Source organism: uncultured Tenacibaculum sp., assembly GCF_947494125.1.
Taxonomy (GTDB): Bacteria; Bacteroidota; Bacteroidia; order Flavobacteriales; family Flavobacteriaceae; genus Polaribacter.
In genome coordinates this window covers 88,834-108,595 of record NZ_CANLTU010000003.1, presented here as the reverse complement: position 1 = coordinate 108,595, position 19,762 = coordinate 88,834, and the positions used below count along the sequence as shown (strand labels likewise).

Annotated in this window: 19 protein-coding genes and 1 pseudogene; 4 read left to right on the top strand and 16 right to left on the bottom strand. The window is 29.9% G+C overall.

Annotated features, from left to right (window positions below):
• The first annotated feature begins 71 nt into the window (after positions 1-71).
• Positions 72-1,058 (top strand): histidine kinase, encoded by a 987-nt coding sequence (locus Q0881_RS07370; protein ID WP_299158369.1) that lies wholly within the window; start codon positions 72-74, stop codon positions 1,056-1,058.
• Positions 1,048-1,746 (top strand): LytTR family DNA-binding domain-containing protein, encoded by a 699-nt coding sequence (locus Q0881_RS07365; protein WP_299158367.1) that lies wholly within the window; start codon positions 1,048-1,050, stop codon positions 1,744-1,746. The genes Q0881_RS07370 and Q0881_RS07365 overlap by 11 nt, the downstream gene beginning before the upstream one ends.
• A gap of 42 nt (positions 1,747-1,788) precedes the next feature.
• Here the strand turns inward: Q0881_RS07365 and Q0881_RS07360 are convergent, their stop codons facing one another.
• The 3 genes from Q0881_RS07360 to Q0881_RS07350 all read right to left on the bottom strand — a co-directional run bounded on the left by Q0881_RS07360 (position 1,789) and on the right by Q0881_RS07350 (position 4,268).
• Positions 1,789-2,658, bottom strand: a complete 870-nt coding sequence (locus tag Q0881_RS07360) for a DUF4272 domain-containing protein (RefSeq protein ID WP_299158365.1) — start codon at positions 2,656-2,658, stop codon at positions 1,789-1,791.
• 278 nt (positions 2,659-2,936) lie between these two features.
• Positions 2,937-3,647, bottom strand: a complete 711-nt coding sequence (locus Q0881_RS07355) for a DUF3592 domain-containing protein (RefSeq protein WP_299158363.1) — start codon at positions 3,645-3,647, stop codon at positions 2,937-2,939.
• 96 nt (positions 3,648-3,743) lie between these two features.
• Positions 3,744-4,268, bottom strand: a complete 525-nt coding sequence (locus Q0881_RS07350; RefSeq protein ID WP_299158361.1) for a hypothetical protein — start codon at positions 4,266-4,268, stop codon at positions 3,744-3,746.
• 214 nt (positions 4,269-4,482) lie between these two features.
• On the opposite strand from Q0881_RS07350, the gene Q0881_RS07345 reads away from it, so the two are divergent.
• Positions 4,483-5,190: a LytTR family DNA-binding domain-containing protein gene (locus Q0881_RS07345; RefSeq protein WP_366139560.1), complete on the top strand. Its 708-nt coding sequence runs from the start codon at positions 4,483-4,485 to the stop codon at positions 5,188-5,190.
• A 22-nt stretch (positions 5,191-5,212) separates the two neighbouring features.
• Positions 5,213-5,320 (top strand): annotated as a pseudogene (locus tag Q0881_RS07340) (IS110 family transposase); the annotation flags it as partial.
• A gap of 39 nt (positions 5,321-5,359) precedes the next feature.
• Here Q0881_RS07340 and Q0881_RS07335 read toward each other — a convergent pair.
• The 13 genes from Q0881_RS07335 to Q0881_RS07275 form a co-directional block, all read right to left on the bottom strand.
• On the bottom strand, positions 5,360-6,688 hold the full coding sequence (locus Q0881_RS07335; protein ID WP_299158359.1) for a hypothetical protein: 1,329 nt from the start codon (positions 6,686-6,688) through the stop codon (positions 5,360-5,362).
• Positions 6,689-6,839: 151 nt separating this feature from the next.
• The gene (locus tag Q0881_RS07330; protein WP_299158357.1) at positions 6,840-7,685 is read right to left on the bottom strand and encodes an RES domain-containing protein; all 846 of its coding nucleotides are present in this window, start codon (positions 7,683-7,685) and stop codon (positions 6,840-6,842) included.
• 154 nt (positions 7,686-7,839) lie between these two features.
• Positions 7,840-9,030, bottom strand: a complete 1,191-nt coding sequence (locus Q0881_RS07325; protein ID WP_299158356.1) for a patatin-like phospholipase family protein — start codon at positions 9,028-9,030, stop codon at positions 7,840-7,842.
• A gap of 246 nt (positions 9,031-9,276) precedes the next feature.
• Positions 9,277-9,525, bottom strand: coding sequence for a hypothetical protein (locus tag Q0881_RS07320; protein ID WP_299158354.1), 249 nt, complete (start codon positions 9,523-9,525; stop codon positions 9,277-9,279).
• 12 nt (positions 9,526-9,537) lie between these two features.
• Positions 9,538-10,140: an MltR family transcriptional regulator gene (locus tag Q0881_RS07315; protein ID WP_299158351.1), complete on the bottom strand. Its 603-nt coding sequence runs from the start codon at positions 10,138-10,140 to the stop codon at positions 9,538-9,540.
• A gap of 704 nt (positions 10,141-10,844) precedes the next feature.
• Complete coding sequence (locus Q0881_RS07310; protein ID WP_299158349.1) at positions 10,845-11,777, bottom strand: hypothetical protein; 933 nt, start codon at positions 11,775-11,777, stop codon at positions 10,845-10,847.
• Positions 11,778-11,933: 156 nt separating this feature from the next.
• Positions 11,934-12,452 carry a hypothetical protein gene (locus Q0881_RS07305; protein ID WP_299158348.1) on the bottom strand — a complete coding sequence of 173 codons (519 nt, stop codon included), beginning with the start codon at positions 12,450-12,452 and terminating at the stop codon, positions 11,934-11,936.
• Between the two features lie 105 nt (positions 12,453-12,557).
• Complete coding sequence (locus tag Q0881_RS07300; protein WP_299158346.1) at positions 12,558-13,319, bottom strand: RDD family protein; 762 nt, start codon at positions 13,317-13,319, stop codon at positions 12,558-12,560.
• A 157-nt stretch (positions 13,320-13,476) separates the two neighbouring features.
• The gene (locus Q0881_RS07295; RefSeq protein WP_299158344.1) at positions 13,477-14,064 is read right to left on the bottom strand and encodes a hypothetical protein; all 588 of its coding nucleotides are present in this window, start codon (positions 14,062-14,064) and stop codon (positions 13,477-13,479) included.
• Between the two features lie 534 nt (positions 14,065-14,598).
• Positions 14,599-15,249 carry a DUF6000 family protein gene (locus tag Q0881_RS07290; RefSeq protein WP_299158342.1) on the bottom strand — a complete coding sequence of 217 codons (651 nt, stop codon included), beginning with the start codon at positions 15,247-15,249 and terminating at the stop codon, positions 14,599-14,601.
• Positions 15,250-15,768: 519 nt separating this feature from the next.
• A complete protein-coding gene (locus tag Q0881_RS07285) occupies positions 15,769-16,254 on the bottom strand; it encodes a hypothetical protein (protein WP_299158340.1) in 486 nt (161 codons plus the stop codon).
• A gap of 125 nt (positions 16,255-16,379) precedes the next feature.
• Entirely contained in the window at positions 16,380-16,916 is a 537-nt protein-coding gene (locus Q0881_RS07280; protein ID WP_299158338.1) for an STM3941 family protein, read from the bottom strand.
• A 311-nt stretch (positions 16,917-17,227) separates the two neighbouring features.
• Positions 17,228-19,411 carry an Ig-like domain-containing protein gene (locus Q0881_RS07275; protein ID WP_299158336.1) on the bottom strand — a complete coding sequence of 728 codons (2,184 nt, stop codon included), beginning with the start codon at positions 19,409-19,411 and terminating at the stop codon, positions 17,228-17,230.
• Between the last annotated feature and the right edge of the window lie 351 nt (positions 19,412-19,762).

Genomic DNA, 19,762 nt, shown 5'->3' with positions numbered 1-19,762 from the left:
GCTGAAGTTTTTAGCTATTTCACTGAAATTCAAATAAAGACTAAAGGTTTTAGAGTACTTTTGATAAAGAAATGAAGCTTTTAAACAAAAATATACTGTCATGGATAGGCTATAGTATCTTACTATACCTGTTATTTTCTTTTATTATAGAAACAGAAAATCCATTAAAGCATACCGCTATTTTTTTTAGCATTCAATTTGCTGCGTTTTATATAAATAGTAAAGTACTGTTACCTTTTTTTCTGGATGTAAAAAAGTACATACTTTTTATACTGTCTAATATTGTTTTAATCATATTAGCAGCCTTTATCAACACCATTTTAGAAGAAGGTTCAGAAGAAATTCTAAGCAGCGGTTACGCTATTTTTGAAACCTTAATGGCGCATTCAGTTCCTGCTTTTATAGGAGTGTTTGTAGCTTTAATACATCATAACTACCATCAGGAGTTAAAGCGAGAGGAAAAAGAGAAGAAAAGAATACTTGCAGAAAAAGACTTTTTAATACAGCAAATCAATCCGCATTTTTTATTCAATACTTTAAATAATATCTATTCATTAACAATAGATAACAATCCAAAAGGGCCAGAAGCAATTTTGCAATTATCGAAGATGTTAGATTATTCATTGTATGGCAATAAGGTTGAATGCGTATACCTACAAAGTGAGGTACGATACATTATTAATTTTATTGACTTATTTAAGCTTAAGGACGATGAAATTAACAATATTCATTTTGATTATAAGACACTCAATGAAAACAGTAAAATAGCTCCTATGTTATTGCTTCCTTTTGTAGAAAATGCGTTTAAGCATGGTAATATTGAAGATGTAGAAAAAGGTACAGTAAAAATAAAAATTTCATCCAATGAAAAAGAGATTAACTTTAGCTGTATAAATACATATATAGCGGGGAAGACAGTAGATAAAGTAGGAGGTATAGGGATAAAGAATGTAACAAGACGCTTAATGTTATTGTATCCACAAAAGCATTCTTTGAACATAACAGATACCAATAATGAATATAAAGTGAGTTTAAAAATAACAACAAATGGTATTTAACTGTATAATTATTGACGATGAGCAGCCAGCAAGAAAACTGTTGGAGAATTACTGTAACAAGGTTAATGAATTGAACGTTGTTGGAAGTTATAAATCGGCATTAGATGCGTTTGAAATATTAAAAGAAAATACCATTGATATCCTTTTTTTAGACATTCAAATGCCTGACATTTCTGGGATTGATTTTTTAAAACTCTTAAAACCACAGCATACCAAAATTATTTTCACCACTGCCTATAGAGGTTTTGCCTTAGAAGGTTTTGAGTTAAATGCGGTAGATTATTTGTTAAAACCCATAGAGTTTCACCGGTTTTTAAGAGCTATAGAGAAAGTAAAAGAAGTACATCAAAAGAAAGAGAGTATAGCTGTAAAAGATGCTGAAGAAACTTTACTAATTCGTTCAGGTAAAAAACAATATAGAGTGCCTGTTTCAGAGATATTATATATTAAGTCAGAGAGCGAATATGTAAACTATGTAACCCAGAACCATGGTAAGTTATTGGTACATGGAGCTTTAAAAGATGTGTTAAACGATTTATCCACAACAACATTTCATAGAATTCACAGATCCTACATTGTAAACTTAGCGCATATAAGCTATGTAGAGGGGAGCAGAGTACATATTAATGGAGAGCTTTTCCCGATTAGTGAAACCTATAAAGTTGACTTTTTAAAAGTGTGGAAATAGTTATATTATATATTTCAGATTCAGTGTTAGGATCTTTTATTTTTAAGTTGATGTATCGGTTTCATCCCACAATTCACCAGTAACTTCAATTTCGTCTTCATCATTAGTTCTTAACCAGTTTAGTACTTGATGACGTTCAAAACTTGTGAACCCGTTTATTTTCGTTTCATCTTTTTTTCCGTTAAACATTAAATCTCGGTATTCCAATTCAGTCAAAAAATGGGTCAAAGAATCGCCTATTTCTGGGACGTTTTGTTGGAATTCTTCAATGACGTTTTCATTATTATCATTGTCCAACCGTGGTAGAGATTTTACTTTTTTAAGACACCACCCTAAAGTTAAAGCACTTTCAATCCTCCAAGACAGATTCATAAGTGTATCTTCATCAGGGTTAGAATCCGTTAAAAAGTCTATTTCATTCGGAGATACTTTATTCCAAATTTTTTCTTTCTCAAGCCAATGGATTATGTTTAGCCTCTCATCAAGATTGTGAACTGCAAATGAAATAGCATACAAAATCATCATTCGACAGCCAGCTTCATATTCCGTTTGGAATTTTTCATTGGAATGATCCAAATATGGTAAGTGACTTACTCTGTAATTCTTAATTCCATAATCGATTAGTCTAATTTCTAGCTTTTTCTTTTTTGCCTTTAACTTCAGGTCTCCTGTAGATTCTATTAAATCAATTTCTTTTTTGGTCTTATACCAATCTATATGAGCTGTGCTTTTTCCACAACCAGGACAATTAGTGTCTTTCCATTGAGTTTTGCATTTCGGACATTTCCCCTTTGTTTTAAACGTGTTCCATTTATGTCCACAACTGCAAGCCCAGTGCTTTTCTCCATCGGGATTCCATTCGCAGGTAGGGCATTGAGTTATTATATCGTCTTGTTTTTTCTTCCAGAACATTCGTATGTTTTAATTAATGCTTATGTGTTTGTGTATGCTTAGTTGCATGTTTCAGCAACTAATTTAGTAAACAAAAACGAACGCGAGAAAATTCCGTAGGAATTTTCCAAATAAGGACTTGCCAAAGCAATTAATAAATTTAAGTACTAATAAAGAAAGCACAAAAGAGAGGATTAATATATGGTGAGACTTATAAGAGTACTTTGGTTAGAAATTAAATAAATATTACTTGTTTTTTACCACAGTTCTAGTTCTTTGTTTCGCGGCGTTTTTTTATTTTACTCGGATACTTTTGGTAAGAATGATAAATCTACCGAATATTTTTTAGGGTTATTTCGGTCAATTAAAACATTGATTTTATCTGTTTTTATAAAATCGGTAGGGTCAAACCAAACATTATCACTTGTAAAAACATGTAGTTCAGATGTTTTTGGGTTTTCCCATTCTGAAACAACTACAAAAGGGGTTCTCCCATTAACAGCCATAATTGGGTTGATCCTTACTCTCTGAAAATCAGTTTTTATTTTTATTCCATTTAGTTTAATATATTCTAACGTATTCTTTTTAATCATATTATATGCAATAATACTCCCTCCAATGATAAAAAACACCAAACCTAATGCACCTAGTATAGTTGCACCTCCCCAAAGTGAAAAAAAGCTTTTTATTTTTGCCTCATTTGGATATTCTGGGATGTAAAGAACATCTACCTTTTCATTAATATTATAGCTCGGAGTATTACTACTTGTTGATGATAAAAACTCAATCTGTGTGCCATTAGTATCTGTAAACTCAACTAATGACTTGTACATCATAGAAACATCAGAAGAATTACCAGAATCCGATCCTACAAAATCTACTACTATACCTTGAGTTTCAATGGACTTTTCTATAAATTGGTTAGTATTTTGATAGAGAAAAAAGGCTCCTATTAGCATTCCTGCTCCTACAATTGTAAAGACGTTTTTTATAATATCTAGTGTTTTCATAGCTTGTTTTTTATTTAATTAGTTTTCTTAAATAGCACACAACGGTTAGTATATGGCGCGTTTTAATGTGCTATATACCGTGTTAGCAAATGTTGATTAATAATAATTCTTCAGATAACTGCGAAGCTCTTTTAATGTAATGTCATGAAAAAAGGATATTGTAGTATAAGTATTATACATGAGATTATAGTACAATGACCCTACAACAACGACACTGCCATCCTCAAGCTCCAGATACACAAATTGAGGGTTTGTAAAAGCTACATTTTCGATGTCTAACAGCTTAAACGTTGAATCATATTTTTTCTCAAGGTCTGCTATATATTTTTCTCGAGAATATTCAGATACTTCCAATGATTTCTCAAAATTCTCTTTGTAAATCCTTTTATAAAAAGTTATTCCGATAACAGTACTGTCATTCTTTAAATGCGCTAAAAATTTGCGATTATTAATGTGTCCATTCTGATGGTATTTGTCTAAGTCAAACGTTTTTCGAGCTACTTCTTTTGTCATGGGCAGCTTAAATTTTTTTTCTTCAAATTTAAGCTGGGTAGTATCTACTTGTCCAAAAAGAGTAAGGTTGGCCAAAATGTACAGCGTTGTTATATAAATCTTCTTCATGATTTTATGTCCATATCAAACGTTCCAAATATTTTCAACCATTTCTTAATTATTGTAAACGTGTTTGTGTATGTTTTCGTTGCGTGTTTTAAGCAACTAAATTAGCAAATACAAATCGAATAGAGGGAGAATCCGAGAAGGTTTTCGTAAGTAGGCTCTAACTAGCAATTAATTATATACCGCTTAAGTTTACAATTAATAAATTTAAGTACTAATAAAGAAAGCACAAAAGAGAGGATTAATATATGATGAACAGTCAGCAAGAAAGCTGCTAGAGAATTACTGTAACAAGGTAAATGAATTGAACGTTGTTGGAAGTTATAAATCGGCATTAGATGCATTTGAAATATTAAAAGAAAATACCATAGATATCCTTTTTTTAGACATTCAAATGCCTGACATTTCTGGGATTGATTTTTTAAAACTCTTAAAACCACAGCATACCAAAATTATTTTCACCACAGCCTATAGAGGTTTTGCCTTGGAAGGGTTTGAGTTAAATGCGGTAGATTATTTATTAAAACCCATAGAGTTTCACCGGTTTTTAAGAGCTATAGAGAAAGTAAAAGAAGTACATAAAAAGAAAGAGAGTGTAGCTGTAAATGATGCAGAAGAAACTTTACTAATTCGCTCAGGTAAAAAACAATATAGAGTGCCTGTTGCTGAGATATTATATATAAAATCTGAGAGCGAATATGTAAACTATGTAACCCAGAACCTTGGTAAATTATTAGTGCATGGAGCTTTAAAAGATGTTATACATAGCTTATCAAACACAGCAAATTTTCATAGAATTCACAGGTCCTACATTGTTAATCTATCGCATATAAGCTATGTAGAAGGAAGCAGAGTGCACATTAATGGAGAGCTTTTCCCAATAAGTGAAACCTATAAAGTAGACTTTTTAAAAGTGTGGAAGTAGGCAAACTGTATAAGTACATATAAAAAAGCTAGCATTAATAGGTGTGATAAAAAAACTATTAAAACAAGCTTTTACTATAGTTAAATTAGGCAGACCTTATGATGAAAACTTTGTTTCTAAATTAGTTTAAAATATCTTGTTTTTTAATTCTGTTCTTTATTAGCAGTTGCTATTCTTCTTTTTCAACAATTTCAGGTGTTATAACTTCTCTATTTTCTTCTCTGAAAAATTTTGAATCTTTTTTGAAATTTTTATATTCTTCTGTTTCTCTAAATTCTCTAAGTAAAGGGAACTCTTCTAATCTTTCGATATTAGTTTGATTAGTTTCTAGAACTACAGGTAGAATTTTTAATATTTTATCTGTTTCTCCTCTTAATCCAAATAAGCCTAATTGAAATATTTCTTTTTTATCAGAAAAGTCAGCATTATTAATCTCCTTTTCAATAGATTTAAAGTCTCCAATTTCTTTCTTGCATAACCAATAGTTAATTTGAGCAATAACTTTGTCAATTGGATGTACTTGTGAATCTTTTAGAGAGAAATAGCATAATCCTTCGCAAATATCCCAGCGTGAATGTAATAAGTTTTCATAAACAATATCTCCAAGTACTTCTCCTCTAGATGTGTCGTCTGGACTTAGTTTTTTCCATAACTCAGCACCAATTAAGATGAATGCTTTCTGAAGTTTACAGATAGCATTATCTAAATAAGCTTTGTTAACTGTTAATTTGTCATTTAGTGAAATGCCCTCTCTTTGGTTTTTATGAACCTTTGAAAGATATATTGAATTTACAACCCCTCCATTATGTACAAAAAGGTTTCTTCTTTGATAAAACTCAGTAAGTTCATTCATTATATCTTTTAAATAACCAAGTCCAAGTGATAATTCAGATTTTAGTAAGTTAATCCAACTTTCAAAATTACCTCTTAGTATTTCGTCAATTTTTACATCAATTAAATACTTTTCAGCATCTTCAATAGAACCAAAACTTTTTAGTTCAGCTAAAGTCATTGTTCTTTTTTGAACACCTGCTGAATCAGGGTGTTTACTATAAAAGAAATGTAATAATTGAGAAAAAAACCATTCAACTGAGCTTAGAGAGGAAATTAAAGAGTTTGTATATAATAGTTCAATGTGTTTTTTGTTTTTGTGTAAATTATCTAAGTGCTTTGAAACTTCGATATTTGGATTTGAAATTTTAATAGAAACTTTTTCTCCTTCTTCTTCTTTCTTTTCAAATTCAACTTCTGGTAATTCTTTGTATTTTTCGTATAATTCTTTTTTAATAATTTCTTGAAATTTAATAAACTTTTCTTTGTCCTCTTCTTTAATTTCTTCCTCATTTAAAGCTTCTTTTAACATTGCAGATAGAATAATAGGCTGAATGTGTTTATCGTTTTCTTCAAGTTTTTCAGTTAAAAAAGGGTCTATTAATTCAACAAAATCGCGAAGTCCAATTAAGTTTTCGTTAAAGTCAATTATTTGTTTGTTTAACATTTATTTTGAGTTTTTCTTAGTTTTGGGGAGTAAGGGAATTAAAGAAGTAATTCGGTTAGGTACTTAGCTAAATCTTTTGTTTAAAGCAAATCAAAAGATTTGGCGGACTTGGTTTAAAGTTCTAAACTTTGGGTTAAGCATATAGCCATTGTTAGGCGTTTTTTTCTTTGTTCCAATTTATATTTCCATTTCTTGAGTCATAATTATCCGCCCATCTGTTCATTTTTGAATTGTATAATCCATAATTGAAATTTTCAGTTACGGTATTTGTTGAAATTTTATTAATTTTAAAATTGTCGATTACTTTAGAAGGATTTAATGCTAAATTCCAACCTCCTTGATGTCCAACACTTGGATAAAAAATCCCGTCATTATTTTTTAAACAGATTTCGGAGTACATTGAAGTTAAATTATAATCTTTTTTATCCAAAATTCTCTTTCTAAACCAATTAGCAATAAAAGCATCATGTAATAGTATTTTAGTAAATTGTTCTTTAGAAACTGAGTTTTTAATTTCGTTTACGTATTTAGCATTTTCAGTTCCTAAAATACTAGGAGCTTCTCCATGCCTTCTACAAGAATCTATGAAACCAACTGCATGAACCCAAATTTCACAACCCTCCTTTAATTCAAGTTCTATTACTTGGAATCGGTCCCCTTTTATAGCTCTCATTTCGGAGTACATAGTCTCATAATTATTTGCAGCATAAAATACAGATTCACCGATTTTGTTACACCTACCATAGTTACTTACATACTCTTTTGGAACTGCTAATAATTCAGAAATATTGTCATATTTTTCAATGTTTTCATCAATAAATCTAGCTCTGTAAAATTTAAACCCACTTAATAATTGAGCTCTAACCGCAGCTAATCCTTTTTGATTAAAATTTAATATCTCTCTTATTTGATTATCTTCTAAAACTTTATTGTAACCTTTATCAAGAGCTTTATACATTTTAGATCTTTCTTCTAAGGTTAATAAATCTTTTGTCATTTTATTTTTCAAATTACGCCTAACGGTCTAGTATAAGAATAGTAGCGGATTTGCACACACTAACTTTTAGGTCAAATACAAACCATTTTTATATTTACTTACTTTCGTTTTATCACTTAAGCCGCTATTACTTATACACATTGTTACCTACAGTTTACCATTTTTTAATTGCATTACTAAAATTTTTATCTCCAATTAAATAAGTTAAGTCGTTGTTTCTTTCCACTCTAAAATCTATTGGTTGATTGAATATTTCATCTGTTGACCATTTTTGGAAACATTCTTTTAAAAGTTCAATATCTTTGTCTTCAGTTAAATCCATATCAAGCTGATATAACTTTTCAATTAAGATTTTAATTTCGGTTGAAGATTCACGACTTGTATGAATCATAGGTGACATTCGAATTAGTCTTTGTTCGATATCTTTTTCTCCGTTTTTTAAAAGGAACATATATGCAACATAATTAGCCCAATCAGGCGGTTCATATAAAATTGTAGTCGCTTGATTTAAAATTGTTTTAGTGAAATATTCAATTTGATATTTTAATCTCCAAAATCTTAGTTTTTTCCTTCTTTCCTTTTGGGTAATTTGTTTTACTTGAAAGAATCTTTTTTTATCGTCATTCGACATCAATTTATTTCCAGTTCCAATGGATATAACTTTAATTTTATCTAATTCAACACCTTCTTTCATTGCTTCAATTACTCCAGCAGTCACGGGATTATTGAAACCACCTAAAGCACCATCCCATAATTCATAAAAAATCTCTGAATTTTTAGCCTTAAATCGTGCAGGAAAATCAAAATATTGAATAGGAGCATTTGAAGAACCATGAATCGCTTGAGTCAATTTTATTGAATCATAAGACACTCCATTACCATAAGATTTAAAAAATTTTGCCCTATTATTTAGCGCATCATAAGTGCAAATAATCAGTTTCAATGATTCTTTTCCTATAAATTTAGGAAGTTCATTCATTTGCCTTTTATCAAGTTCTGGAAATAGATTTTTAAAAGCCTTTCCTTTTTTGGGAGAGCTATATTTGGGACCAAACCCTTTAAAAAGTCTTATGTAATCTATTGGGAAAAACCTATCCTTAAAACCATTTTTATGAAATACTTGCTCTCTTATTTCCTTTTTGTCGAATAATGTTATAGCTTTATCAATAGTCCAGTTTTCAGCCAATGCAGCTAATGCAATGCTTCCTCCAGAATTGGCAATTATCATATCAAAATCACGTAAAATTTCATGACCATTGACATTCCCATATTTGTACTTTAAAGTAAGTAATTGGATTATTGCCCAACTTCCGCCTCCATCTAATGACAATATTTTGTATGGCATAGTTTGTTTATTTTGTGTTCAAATTGTAGACAACGGTCTTGTGTATGAAACGTAGCGTGTAAAAAAGACGCTAACTTTTCGGATTAACACAGAGCCGAATTTTTATATTTTGTTTTTAACTTATCAATCTTAAAAGCCAAATTTAAAAATTTGGCGGTCTCCGCATACACAAAGAAACCTTTTGATTTAGCACTTATTAGCTATGTTTTATACACCTTGTTGTGAGTAGTTTTTATCTGTCTTTAATTACAAATCGTTCGGACTATTATCTAAATTCACTCCTGCCCAATAAGCCGATTTTATGATAATAAGTCCATCATCACCATCTATAAAATTTTTAAAATGGTCACGAAGAGCCTCAGTTTTCTCATCTTGATATTTTATACAATAAAGAGATTCTAAAATTTGAATTGCTTTAAATTTTTCTAACTCATCATATAGTTTTTGATAGTTTTTTGCATTTCTTAAGTCGTAACTTATAAAATATTTTCTCATTTGTTTATTATTTTAATATCCTTGTTTCTCAACGAAATCCCTTAATTTTTCTATATCCTTATCGCCATCTTTTCTTAAAGGAATAAATTCTTTTTCCTTTATTTCTAGACCTTGAAAAGTTCCAAGTAAATAAAAGACTGTCGATATGAAGATTTTTCTACTAGTTTTACTACTCCTTTTAGGATTAAGTTTGAAGTTTAAAATCTTATCTTTTATTTCTTTTGTCTCAAAAGTTATATGTTCAAATGAATGGGCAAAAGTATTTCTTACTTTTCTTATTTGTTGAAGCTGTTCATATTCCATTTTAGTGATTATGCCAATCGAATATGAAAGGCTTAGTTTATTTGAGAAATTACCTAAAGGACCGTTAAAGTCAAAGAGTAATTTTTTGTGATTTTTAGAGCCAATTAATTTTTTAGAAAGACACTTTTCGATAGATTGTTCCAAAAATGACACAGCAAGAAGTGCACATCCTCTGTCAGTTTCTTCGTTTAGAGAAAAACGAATACTTATGTTTTCGTGCATAGTTTTTTCTAAACCAGGTACTTTTTCGTTTAATGTTTTGACAGTTGAAAGTAAACTTACAATTCGGTCAATCGTATCATCTTTGCTCATTTTGCCTTAGTTTGGTTAAATTACTTACAACTTGTTTATATACAGGAAATTATTTATGTTATTTACCTAATGTGACTGATTATATGATATTTTTAACAGTCGTTATACTCCTCAAAATATTCACTAAATTTTTCGAGTTTTCGAATGTAACGTAAAAAAAGAAGCTAATTCTACGGAAAACCATACTATAAGTAAGGTTTTTCTCTATTTTTTTAACAGGGGAATCACTTAGGGTATGTTAGTTAGGGGTATAATGGGTTGAAAGTAAGGTTGTTTTGTGTTTTTTCTATCAGCGAATCTCGCTGACGGTTTCGTGCTATATTTATTTTATCAGCGAAGCTCGCTGACGGTTTCGTGCTGTATTTATTTCATCAGCGAAGCTCGCTGATGGTTTCGTTTTGTATTTATTTCGTCAGCGAAGCTCGCTGATGGTTTCGTTTTATATTTATTGTATCAGCGAAGTTCGCTGATGGTTCCGTTTTATATTTATTTCATCAGCGAAGTTCGCTGACAGTTTTGTAATAATTATGGTTACTATTGCTAAAGAATAGTAGCGAAGTGGGGCTAAATGGCCTGAGAAGAGCTAACTAAGAAGTTTGTACAGGTGCTTGGAGCATTTGTTGTTATATATTGTTAACGTGTTTTGGTATGAATAGTAACTAACGATAGGAAGCTATTACTTATATTTTTTGTTGTACACAGTTTTATTTTGTTAATATCCAGTTCATCAAGTCATTTTTATCTACAATAGTCCAACTATGAGGGTGTCTTTCACCATTTGCTCGATATCCTTTATTTTCTGTCGGGATATATTCAACTTTTTCAAACCCTTTTATTTTTAGGCTCTCGGATAATTTTTTGATATAGAAAGCATTCATTTGTTCATAATCCGCCATTCGATTCTTTTTCCACCAAAGAGTATCAGGTTCTGTATAAAGTCTAATTTTAGTCCTTTTTAACTTCTTTAAATTAGAAGTGTTATTAGTACTAAATGTGAATACAGCTTTGTCCTCATATTTTTTAATATCATCTTTCGGGTTTCCAAAGTTATCACCTAAAGTCTCTAACAACCAAGTGCTTTCTTGAATAGATGATTCTGAAAAATTTCGGGCTATATTTTTTTCTGAAGATTTATACAATGCCACTAAGTCTATTGGCGAATCCACAATAAATACTCCTTTTGGATCAATATAGAATTGTTTCATTTCAACTATAAAATTGCTTATTAAAAGACTTATAACTCCACCACTTGAAAAGCCACCAATAACGATATTGTCGGTTGGTAACTGATTTGTCACAATTATATCTTGTAAATTTTTTGCTAGTTTGTGTTTTTCGTTTTCCTCAAGCCATAATTTTTGATTAAAATTGGATAGTATAACAGCAATATTATTTTTTCTTGCAATATCAAGTATTTTAAATTCTCGCTTGATATCTTCTGCAGTCTCAGGATAACCTCCAAATAGAATTAAAACAGCTTTAGCTTCTTTATTTGGCTTATAAAGTTCATAATCCTCTTTTATGATTTTTATAAATTCTAATTTTTCAGAAGTTGTATGTTCTTTTTCCTGTTTGTTCTGTTTGCAGGAAACAAGTCCAACAAAAATTAGAATTAAAATTATTGATGTTGTTCTCATTCGTTTAATTGTGTACAACGTGTTTGTGTATGGTTTCGTTGCGTGGTTTAAGTACTAAAGTTAGCAAATAAGTTACAGATAGAAAGTCCGCGAGGACTCTAGTAAGTAGGCTAAAGCTAGCAACTAATTATAGCCATTGTTGGTAGTTGGATTTTATTAATTTGTTTTCTTTAATTTTATAATTATTATTCCATCACATTCTTTGTCCGTGTGTTTTTTAATTTCATCTTTCGATTTAATTACTTGAACATTTTGAATTGAATCTGGACTTAATTTTTTTAATTCATTCTCAGAAACCTCTTTTTCATTAATAAAAAACAAAACAATTCCTCGAGAGATTTCGATATCACTTTCTTTAGGTGTTTTTGGAGGAGACTGAATCATAATTATTCCATTAATAGCCTTTTCACCATAGATTTGAACCATTCCTTTGTTTCCTTTATTTATAATTCTAATTTCTCCAAAGAATTTTTGGTTATCTGTTATTTCATTTACATTTAAAATAATTTCTTCATCCAAAACTAGTAAAGAATTGTCGTTTATTTTCCCTTCATTTTTGGCTTTCTGAATAAGTTCGATTAAATCATTTTTTGTGATTTCTGGTATATCAGAAACTTGAGAGTAACCTATTGAAAATGTAAATAGTAATATCAGTTTTAATATCAGTTTTTTCATTGTTTTTTCGTCTTACTGCCAACGTGTTTCTTTAGTTTGTATTAAATATCTTTAGATAGAAAAAGATGAGAACTATAACGTGTTTTAGATTTTAAGCTCCAGTTTTTACTTGTTCAGTTCTATTAATTCCCATTTTCCATTCGGTTCTTTACTTAGATAAACTCGAACGTTTATATCTTTTTCGTTTCCGATAACTCTTATATTCAATCGAGCTTCGCCATATCCATTAGAAATATTTAAACTTCCAGTTGGCATCATTCCGTAATCTTTTATTCCCCCAATTTCAGATAATATTTCTTCGTTTTGTCCTATTTCCGATATTGCTACTTTATATGCATCAGAACTTTTCATTGCTGAGCCAGCAAAGAAGAATATAAATGTAAAAAAGGTAATTCCAATTCCAACTAAGGCTAAAATTCTTGGAAGTTTTGTTGGTTTGTTTGGATTTTTAACCACAATTGCTTTTGCATTTTTATCTCCAAGTCTTTTCTTCTCTTGACTTGAAACAAGAACAATAAATTCTACTGGATAGATAATTAAAAATAAATTACGGACGAACAATTTTCCAAAAGAAGGAATCTCATTCGGATTATTTTCATTTCGAACCATAATTCCCATAACCCATTTTCCAGGACTAATTCCTCTTATAGAGTCTTTTGAAAAATATAAAAGAAAACCAACAAGCGCCGTAGGCAATATTCTAGCCATTGGATTACTTAAATTATCTTCATCCATAAAATTTGTTCCAAGTGATAAGAATACCATTCCCACTATTAGAAATGTCATTACAAAATGGTCAATTATATATGCTACAATTCGTCTTTTTCTACTTGATAAAACATATTCTTTTTCTAAATTTTCGTTCATTAGTGGGATGTTGATTTATATTGGTGCTAACGGTTCGGTGTATGGTTAGTTGCGTGGTTTTGTAACTAAATTAGTAAACAAAAACGAACGCGAGAAAATTCCGAAGGAATTTTCCAAATAAGTAACAACGAAAGCAATTAATTATACACGTTGTTAGCTACTGCCTTTTATTCCATTCGTCAATAGTCATAATTTCAGTCAGTTCAAGAGTTTCCTTTTTTCCGTCTGAATATTCCTTTTCCATTTTCGCTAAACCAATTCCTTTTATATAATAACTGTATTGAGTGTATTCGAATTTCTCTGTTGAATTCACAACTACAGTTTTATAATTTCCTTTTAGTTTAATTGCTTCGTGTTCTTTTCCGAGAATGCTGATTTTAGATTTTCCAACATATTCTCTTTCTTTTGAAAATATCGTTTTATACTTTCCATCGTAATCTGTTTCTGCGGAATATTTATAAGGTTCTTTTTTATTCCATTTAAAAACATCAACATCTTTCGGAATGTTATAAACTGGAAGTAAAAGATCTTTTTGGTTTTTAAGATAACTTGTAAATTCAATAACTTCAGTTCCTTTATCAGTAATTTTTTCTTTAAACAATTCATATTGTCTAAAGTCACTTTCGTATGCTTCTGTAGTCAGGATTTGATTTTTTAAATCCGAAGTTAATTTCCAATATTGGGTTTTGATTGGTTCAGATTTACATTCGTATTTATAGACTTTTCCATTAGTCAATTCAGACATTGGGAAATAATATTCCTTTACTGAACATCCTGCGAAAGTCAGAATTAAAATAAATATCGAAATTAGTTTTACGTATCTCATTTTTCAGGTTGTAGCTAACTTGTGTATATGCGGAACTTTGTTTGTTCCAGTTATTTACCTAATATGTCTGGCTATGCGGAACTTTTAGGTGTTTTTATAATACTCAAATATTTACTAAATTTTTGAGTTTTCGAATATAACATAAAAAAAGAATATGGTTTTCTTAAATTTTTTCTATCAGCGAAGTTCGCTGATGGTTTCGCAAGAGTTATGATTAGTATAGTTAAAGAATAGGAGAGAAGTGAGGCTAAATACCCTAAGAAAAGAGTGGTAAGAAGTTTGTAAAGGTGCTTGGAGCCTTTATTGTTAAACATTGCTAACGTTGCGTATAAGGTTAGTTGTGTGGTTTTAGCGACTAATTTAATAAAATTGGACTAGCCTGCGTTAAATTCCGAAAAGGCGAACGCTAGCAATTAATTTTATACTTTGTTATACATAGTATTTTTAAATCTGTTAATTGTAAGCAGTAGTTTTAATTTTATTTAAACTCTCCATTTGACTTTTAAATCCTTCAAATGATGAACCCAAATCTTGGGCATATTTATCAGAACTCCAATCTTTATACAATTCCAAATATTTTTCCATTTCATTTGTTCCGTTAAGTTGGTCAGTCCATTTTAGAGCGGACATAGCATCTCTTTGGTCAAAATATAAATGTTTTTGGGTCAAATAATAGTCAAGATATTTTTTTAAATATTCAATTCCATTTTTGGTATTGAAAGAAGCTAAAGTCAAACAATATCCAGTTCCAGCATAACAAACTTGACTTTTTAAAAGATGAATTCCGATTATATTCTCAACTTCTTTTAATTCCATTATTGTCGAGAAATATGCTCCGACAATTCGTGTTCTCCAATTAAAATCGCCAAGTAAATTCTTAACAACTTCAGTGTTCAAATCGGCTTTTATTGGTTCAAGTTTCTCTATAAATTCATTCGTATTATTTATCTGAAACATATAGAAAGGAACGCACCATTTTTTTATAAAATCAGGTTTGAGTTTTATTTCGTTTGAGTAATGCTCTAATTCCTCAAATGAACTTTTGTGTCTTACCGTTGCTCCAGCAGAATGTAATTCTATTTGTCTTTTTGTTTTTTCGTCCATTTTTTGGTTCGGGAAATTGCGTACAACGTGTATATATATGGTTTGTTGCATGTTTTAAGCACTAAAGTTAGCAAATAAATCACAGATAGAAAGTTCGAAAGAGTTTTGAATAGTAGAGGAGTATTGCAATGAATTATATAGTACTGAGAGTAATTTTTTCCGTATAATAATTTGCTTTATGCTTTTCTTTTCAAAGTTTTATGATTTAAAATACCTATTAAAATTAGAAATATAATACCGCTAGTATATGTAAGCACGAGAAACAAATCTTGTTGTTTACATAGGTCAATTCCAGAAACTTGAGAAATACATTCTCCAAGCTCCGTTTCGTATTTTAGACTTACTCTTGTATTTATAGTCATAAAATAAAAAAGAGGAATTCCTATTAATGACACACACACTCCAATTATGTAAATTAATTTTTTCAAGAATTCAGTTTTTTATATTGTTAGAGTCTAGCGTTTTGGTTATGGCTAGAGTTTCGAAGAGCATCTCATATAGATTTTGTTAGTATCTAGATTATATTCCTTCATATTTAGTTCTAACAAATTTTAATTTCTTTATTCCTCCATTTAAACAGTCTGCAAAATTTGTCTTCCATATTTTTAACTCAACAAATGAGTTATTCTTCTCCACAATTCTATAAGTTCCAATTCTAAAATTCATTTTAAATCTTAAAAAAAAGATTTTTAATCTTGACTTTTCTTCTATTATCTTTTCTCCATTAATAAATTCCATATAATCAAACCGGTCAATATTTTCTCCAATTATTTTTCTGATGTTATTTTTGTCTAAATAATAGATGTTTTTAGTAGTCAACAATACCTTGCTTTTCCTACTAAATTTTATTAAAGCAACTTCTAATTCATTATTTTCAAGACTTACTTTCTCTTTTAGTATATTATAGGAGTTATCGAAAAATGTTATTCCTTTGGAATGTCGATAATATTTAATTTTCAATAATATTTGTTTCCGTAAATCTTCTTGTTTCTTTCTTACTTTCAATAGAATGTTTTTTATCTTGACAACTGTTGTTAACAGTTTTATAAAAGGTTAGTTGCGTTTTTAAAGTAACTAATTTACTAGGTTAATAAGGGATTTCTCAAGTGGGAAAAAACTAGCAATTAATTTTATACTTTGTTGGGCAGCGTTTTTATTAATTCCGCTTTTTTACTTTTTTCAGCGTGCGTCATTGCAATTATAAATTCAGTCAATTTTATTGTATCCATTTCTAATTGTCCGAGTTGTATATTCAATTCTTGTGCGTCAAATTCTTCATTCAGTTTAGCCACATATTTATAAAACTTACTTTTCTTTTTGGAAGGTCTGAAATTTTCAGGAACTAAAAGACAAATAAAATGTTGTCCGTAAATGTTTATAGGGTAAGCGTCTTTTATTATTTTCCAATTTATAAATTCATCGTGCGTTGTTCTGTCATAGATTCCAATTTCGTTTATGATAACCTGTGGCCTTTTGTCAAATAAATGAAAAAGCCCAACAGGTATGGCTAATCCAAAAAATATTGTTCCAACCCAACCCATAATTCGGTCAGTTTGTGTTCCGTCTTCTCTTAATATCATCCAAATTCCCGCTACAATTAAAGGTGCTGCGAGAAAGAATAATTTCAATACTTTTTTATTCGATTTATATAATTTGATTTCGGTCATTTTCAAATATTGCCCAACTTATATATATGCGGAACTTTTAGGTGTTTTTATAAAACTCAAATGTTTACTAAATTTTTGATTTTTCGAATATAGCATAAAAAAAGAATATGGTATTCTTAAGTTTTTTCTATCAGCGAAGCTCGCTGATGGTTTCGTAAGAATTATGACTCCTATTGTTAAAGAATAGGAGAGAAGTGTTACAAAATAACCTGAGAAGTTATTGGAAAGATTATTTTAAAGAAAGGAAATAGCAATTGAGTATTAAATAGGACTAAAAAAGGCAGCTAAATTATAGCTGCCTTTTGTGTTGCTTAATTAAATAAGTCTTTTATAAAAACAGGGTACTCTTTATAACCATTTACATGGTATACAGACGCTACATGGTCTGAAATAGTATAATATTTTGTGTTATTTTTTAGAATATTGTTTACATATTCTTTATAAGTAGTAATGTTATCGTAACCTGTAACCTCTACTTGTTTTACTTGCCAAAAAAGATTGCTATTTTTGGTTAAAGTATAAAAATCTAAGTTCATTAATGCATCAGGAAGGCTAGGTACAATTACTTCTGCATTGTTTTTCTTACTGTCATAAACAAAAGTCCAACTATAATCATAAGAAGCACCTATAGAGTTTTTATTTTTAAGCCATAATCTACCAACGTTATGAGCAGCACCACTAGTTGTAATTTCTACGGTATTTCCAGAAACACCTTCGTATTTAACCTTCCAATTCGGTTTTTCGAAATTGGCTAAAGGAGTTCCTTTACGCTCTGTAATATAATTTTCAGAAACAAGACGGTGTTTGTACACATCAAAATTAGTATTCAAAGGATAGGTAAGAGGAAGCGTAGCGGTATAAAATTTTTGGTTAAATAATTCGTGATAAACATTGTTAACATAATCATTCTGATTGTCGAAACCATGGATGGTTAACACAGGTTTAAGATCATATTTCGGTAGATAATCTTTAATCATAAATTGATTAACAGTAACATCTTGGTTACTAAAATCTGTACTATTTAAACTAAAGCCGTTATTTACAGGACTATTTACATATTGGTAAGTATAACTTCCTGCAGGGTCGCTAGCACCATGCGAATAGAAATACATACGATTCGTTTTTTTAGGCTGTAAATACTCTAACTTATATTGGGAGTCACTTAGCTTTTTACCTTTATAATCGAGTCCTGCAGACTTGATGTTATTATAAGTAGCAAAATTCTTAAGATCGTAGGTTGCTTCTGAATCTTTCGAATACGGATTTAATGATGGAAGCTGCATAGTTCCAGGTGAGCTTGTCGTAAGATGCTGGATAGTAGAAATTCTGTTAGATCCGTTACTTAAAACATCAAAGAAAGTAATCATAAAATGATCAGTATTGCTAAAAGCTTCCGAAGAATTAAGAGTAGTCTCCGTCATTCCAGGTACAATTCTAACAGTGTTAATAGGAGTTCCATCCATTTTTGATGCAAATACCCAAGACTTTACAATATTGGTAGAAAAATAATCTTGTGGGATTTTAATTTTTATAAGCGCTTGTATTTGTTCTAGTGTTGTATTAATAGCTAGTTCGCTAGTATTTCCTAAAGCATCTTTAGCTATAAACTTAAAGATACCAGCACCAGTAGCATAGGCATTCGGGTCAAAGTCAAAAGAATCAATCGTAGCATTATTAAAAAACTGAATACGTTTATTTCTGAATAAAACTTCAAAAGAACTAATTTCAGAATACGCATCGGTAACTTTAGGAGAAAACTTAATGATGTCTGAGATTACATCATCGGCATTAATCGCATTTATAACAATAGTAGGTCCCGTATTATCAGATATAAAGTTGATTAACTTTTTAGATGCGTTCTTGTTAGTATCAGTAGCAATAATTTCAATAGTATGCTTACCATCATTTATATTAGAAGTAAACAAGTCAATTTTATACTCTTCATTGGTAATATTGGCAATAGGAGTGCCATCAAAAAGAATAGCAACATTGTCTATTCCAACATCGTCACTAACTTTAAAAGTTAAAGTATTTGTCCCTTTAATTATGGCTCCCTCATCAATAGAAATATTACTAATAGATGGCAATGAATTGTCTAAAACAAATGCTATTTCTTTAGATAAAGTAGCGTTCTCAGCTGCGTCTAAAGCTTTAAATTTTAACAAATGGTTTCCAGCGCTGTAGTTGGAAACATTTATGGTAAATTTAAAAGGAGCAGTGGTGCTATTGGTCACTTTAACGTCATCGATAAAAACCTGAACATCGGTAACTTCAACATTATCAATAACATCAATAGTAAGCTCAAGAGTAGTACTAATTACTATCGGAGCTTTTATTTTGTTATCTGAAATATTATTTACTGTAAATGATTTAATACTTGGGGGCGTTGTGTCGCTTTCAACTAAATTACCCGTACTTTCACTACTACATGATTGTATGAGCACTATAATAAACGAATAGATAATTGTTTTAAAATGATTTCTTTTATTGAACATAGATATTATTTTGCAATGAATTATTACTCATATTAAGCGTAGTTTTTTAGTATTGTTTTTCCATAATTATTATAGAAAACAAAACTGAAAAATTAATACTTAAACAAAAGTGAGGTAGCTCACTTTTATTGATTAATAAAACGTGTTTTAAATGAATTTTTTTAAGGTAACAAAGATCAACCCAAATTATATTTAGTGCATTCACCTAGGTTAATTAATGAAGTGTTTTATAGAAAAGATAAACAAAAGAACGCGCTATTATAATAGATAGATTTAAGAGTAAAAATTAATAATAATGGGCTTGCAATCTTTCTTAGGTAAAAAAGCGAAAAATAAAAAGCATGTGCGTAT

What these genes read in the sequence shown, in the direction of transcription:
- Q0881_RS07370 (WP_299158369.1), top strand. Translation starts at nt 72, where the DNA reads ATGAAGCTTTTAAACAAAAATATACTGTCATGGATAGGCTATAGTATC.
- Q0881_RS07365 (WP_299158367.1), top strand. Translation starts at nt 1,048, where the DNA reads ATGGTATTTAACTGTATAATTATTGACGATGAGCAGCCAGCAAGAAAA.
- Q0881_RS07360 (WP_299158365.1), bottom strand. Translation starts at nt 2,658, where the DNA reads ATGTTCTGGAAGAAAAAACAAGACGATATAATAACTCAATGCCCTACC.
- Q0881_RS07355 (WP_299158363.1), bottom strand. Translation starts at nt 3,647, where the DNA reads ATGAAAACACTAGATATTATAAAAAACGTCTTTACAATTGTAGGAGCA.
- Q0881_RS07350 (WP_299158361.1), bottom strand. Translation starts at nt 4,268, where the DNA reads ATGAAGAAGATTTATATAACAACGCTGTACATTTTGGCCAACCTTACT.
- Q0881_RS07335 (WP_299158359.1), bottom strand. Translation starts at nt 6,688, where the DNA reads ATGTTAAACAAACAAATAATTGACTTTAACGAAAACTTAATTGGACTT.
- Q0881_RS07330 (WP_299158357.1), bottom strand. Translation starts at nt 7,685, where the DNA reads ATGACAAAAGATTTATTAACCTTAGAAGAAAGATCTAAAATGTATAAA.
- Q0881_RS07325 (WP_299158356.1), bottom strand. Translation starts at nt 9,030, where the DNA reads ATGCCATACAAAATATTGTCATTAGATGGAGGCGGAAGTTGGGCAATA.
- Q0881_RS07320 (WP_299158354.1), bottom strand. Translation starts at nt 9,525, where the DNA reads ATGAGAAAATATTTTATAAGTTACGACTTAAGAAATGCAAAAAACTAT.
- Q0881_RS07315 (WP_299158351.1), bottom strand. Translation starts at nt 10,140, where the DNA reads ATGAGCAAAGATGATACGATTGACCGAATTGTAAGTTTACTTTCAACT.
- Q0881_RS07310 (WP_299158349.1), bottom strand. Translation starts at nt 11,777, where the DNA reads ATGAGAACAACATCAATAATTTTAATTCTAATTTTTGTTGGACTTGTT.
- Q0881_RS07305 (WP_299158348.1), bottom strand. Translation starts at nt 12,452, where the DNA reads ATGAAAAAACTGATATTAAAACTGATATTACTATTTACATTTTCAATA.
- Q0881_RS07300 (WP_299158346.1), bottom strand. Translation starts at nt 13,319, where the DNA reads ATGAACGAAAATTTAGAAAAAGAATATGTTTTATCAAGTAGAAAAAGA.
- Q0881_RS07295 (WP_299158344.1), bottom strand. Translation starts at nt 14,064, where the DNA reads ATGTCTGAATTGACTAATGGAAAAGTCTATAAATACGAATGTAAATCT.
- Q0881_RS07290 (WP_299158342.1), bottom strand. Translation starts at nt 15,249, where the DNA reads ATGGACGAAAAAACAAAAAGACAAATAGAATTACATTCTGCTGGAGCA.
- Q0881_RS07280 (WP_299158338.1), bottom strand. Translation starts at nt 16,916, where the DNA reads ATGACCGAAATCAAATTATATAAATCGAATAAAAAAGTATTGAAATTA.
- Q0881_RS07275 (WP_299158336.1), bottom strand. Translation starts at nt 19,411, where the DNA reads ATGTTCAATAAAAGAAATCATTTTAAAACAATTATCTATTCGTTTATT.